Genomic DNA, 3,341 nt, shown 5'->3' with positions numbered 1-3,341 from the left:
TAGGAAATCATCGTTCTTTTTTCCTGTCTGAGAATTAGTTTTTTCCCAGACACTTTTTAGTAGAATTAGACCAAATGAGGTGAAAAAATGTCGAATGTGATGCGGGATGCAATCTTAAATGGTTTTTATGATGAAAAGATTTTAGGGAATAATTTTTTTAGTCCCAAACTTTTAGCGAATGAGCAAGATGAAAAAATATGGCTAACTTTGCGAGAGGAATTATATCACTGTCAAAGTTTTACTTGGACTGTAGCCTTTATTACGCAGGATATGCTCGTACCATTAAAAGTCGTTTTAGCTGATTTAGCAGCTAAAGGCGTGGGCGGAACAATAATTACTAGCAATTATTTAAATTTCAATAACCCACGCGTATTTGAAGAGTTGGCAAAAATTCCTAACTTAAAAGTGAAAATTGCGGATGAGGCGGGTTTTCATGTTAAGGGCTATTTATTTGAACACGAAGATTATCAAACACTTGTAATTGGTAGTGCTAATTTTACCCGTTCAGCCATGCTTAGCAATTATGAATGGGCATTAAAAGCTAGCTCGCGCAACCAAGCCGATTTAACTAAGCAATTAGCGCAGAAAATTTCTAGATTGGAAGATAGTAGTTTTGATCTTAACGCTCAATGGCTAGCTGATTATAAGAATAACTGGCAGCCCGCACCGGTTGCGTATCTAACCAAATCAAAAACAAAAATTGTCCCTAATAAGATGCAGCAAGCAGCGCTCAGAAATTTACAGGGCCTAGTAGATAATGGCGAAAAAAGAGGCCTCGTTGTTTCGGCGACAGGTACAGGGAAAACGTATTTAGGTGCTTTTGCGGTTAAAGATTTTAAACCGAAAAGATTTTTATATGTTGTGCACCGCGAGCAAATCGCTAAAAAGTCGCTTGCAAGTTTTTATCATGTAATTGGTGGAAAAAAGCAGGATTATGGCTTGCTCAGTGGAAATAAGCATGATAAGAATAAAAAATATTTATTTGCGACGATTCAAACTTTATCTCAACCGGATATGCTAAAAAGCTTTGATCCAAATGAATTCGATTATATTTTAATCGACGAAGCGCATAGAGCAGCTGCACCAAGCTATCAAAAGATTTTGCAATATTTTAAGCCGCAATTTTTATTAGGTATGACGGCTACGCCTGAACGAACCGATGAACAAAATGTGTATCAAATTTTCGATTATAATTTGGCCTACGATATTCGGTTGCGGGATGCATTAGAAGATAAGATGCTGACGCCATTTCATTATGTCGGTGTACAAGATTATGAGTTAAACGGCCAATCAATTGATGAAACAACTGATTTACGCTATTTAGTATCAGAAGATCGCGTAAATTATGTTTTGAAAGAAATTGATTATTATGGCTATTGCGGCGATCAAGCCAAGGGACTCGTTTTTTGCAGTAGAAAAGAGGAAGCACGCGAATTAGCTGACCTTTTCTCAGAGAAAGACCATCCTGCTGTCGCTTTAACCAATGAAGACAGCGAAAGTACCCGTAATAAAATTGTGCAAAAATTAGTTACTGGTGAAATTGAATATATCGTGGCAGTAGACTTATTTAACGAGGGGATTGATATTCCTGCTTTGAACCAAATCATTATGCTGCGCAATACTGAATCAAGTATTGTTTTTATCCAGCAATTAGGTCGAGGATTAAGAAAATATCCTGGTAAAGAATTCGTGACAGTTCTGGATTTTATCGGTAATTATAAGAATAATTACATGATTCCAATTGCCCTTAATCACGATACAAGTCGCGATAAGGATCAAGCCAAAAGAGAGGCGCGGTTACCTCACTTTATTGATGTTTCTACGATTAACTTTAGTAAAGTTGCATCTGAAAAGATTTTAGCTTCACTAGATCAAATAAAGTTAGACAATATGCGGGAATTGCGGCAGAGTTATCAAAGCTTGAAGAATAAATTGGGTCGCATTCCTTTATTGCATGATTTTGCTCAATATGGTTCAGTTTCGCCAATGGTTTTTGCTAATAATCGCGGACTTGATAATTACGCCGCATTTTTAATTAAAATGGGTGAAGCAGTAAAGCTAAATAATTATGAAAATGCAGTTCTAAGTTTTTTAACTAAAGAGCTTTTGAATGGCAAGCGAGCTCATGAACTAATTTTGTTGCAGATGCTATTGAAGCAGAAACAGGTCAACCAGGAAGACTTTGTCTCAGAATTACGCAAAAAGGAAATCTATGTAAATAAAGCAGTTTTGAATTCGATAGACGATATATTATCGCTTGATTTTTTTGATGTTAAGCAAGGTAAAACTACTAAGAAGGCGCAATATGGTGATCAACCCGTGGTAGTTCATAGCAGTTTGTTTGATTATGAATTAAATCAGGAATTATTAAATGCTTTAACTCAAAATAAATGGTTCAAAGATCTGTTTAAAGATGCAATTGAAACAGGTTTGCTATTAAGTACTAATTATGACCAGCAAAAGCAATTTACTTTATACCAACAATATGATCGAAAAGATGCTTGCAGATTATTGAATTGGCCTCGGGATGTTTCTGCACCGATGTATGGTTATCGTGTAGGTGATCATGATACGCCGATTTTTATTACTTATCGAAAAGATGATCAAGAAAAGCGGAATGCTTTATATCACAATACTTTAGAAAATGGACGTAGCTTACGTTGGTATACAAGAGTGCCACGACATTTGGATTCAGAAGAAGTGCAGCGATTGTTGAAGACACCAGACATGCATATCCATGTTTTTGTTAAAAGAAGCGATGCCGATGGCAAGCAGTTCTTCTATTTAGGTGAGGCACAAATTCAATCTGATTCGGTTAAGGAAGAATTATTAGGACCAAAAAAGAAGCCTGCCGTAGGGATGAATTTATTGTTGAAGCGGCCGTTAAAAACGAGTATGTCAGAACTTTTATTTGAATAATAAACGCCGATTGTAAAATCAAATTGAACACTTTAGAAAAATAAAAAGTCCATTTGGACCTGTTTGATAAAATGTAATTACCACAAAACATTTAGAAACGAGGTCACAAATGGACTCTTTACATTCTATCATGCCTGAGCATCAAAAGGGAAAGCATTTATCATTTGAACAACGGGTTATTATTCAAACTCGCTTGAAGGATGGCTGCTCTATCAGAGCTATCGCTCGTGAGTTGTGCTGTTCGCCTTCTACAATCAGTTACGAAGTTAGACGAGGCACTGTTACTCTTTATCGTGGCAAACAGAAGCGTTACAAGGCTGATCATGGTCAAAGTGTTTATCAGACTAACCGACGCCACTGTGGTCGTAAATCAGACTTCTTGAAGAAATCTGACTTTATCAAGTATGTCAATAAGCATTTCT

Annotated in this window: 2 protein-coding genes; both read left to right on the top strand. The window is 36.4% G+C overall.

Annotated elements, in window-relative coordinates; genetic code table 11:
• The first annotated feature begins 87 nt into the window (after positions 1-87).
• Positions 88-2,919, top strand: a complete 2,832-nt coding sequence (locus tag CP355_RS09595) for a DUF3427 domain-containing protein (RefSeq protein ID WP_098044423.1) — start codon at positions 88-90, stop codon at positions 2,917-2,919.
• Between the two features lie 109 nt (positions 2,920-3,028).
• Positions 3,029-3,341 (top strand): helix-turn-helix domain-containing protein (locus tag CP355_RS09590; RefSeq protein ID WP_143468933.1); only part of this gene is annotated, 313 nt, incomplete at its 3' end.

Source organism: Lactobacillus sp. UMNPBX4 (genome assembly GCF_002554115.1).
Taxonomy (GTDB): Bacteria; Bacillota; Bacilli; order Lactobacillales; family Lactobacillaceae; genus Lactobacillus; species Lactobacillus gallinarum.
This window is presented reverse-complemented; position numbering and strand designations above follow the sequence as displayed.

What these genes read in the sequence shown, in the direction of transcription:
- CP355_RS09595 (WP_098044423.1), top strand. Translation starts at nt 88, where the DNA reads ATGTCGAATGTGATGCGGGATGCAATCTTAAATGGTTTTTATGATGAA.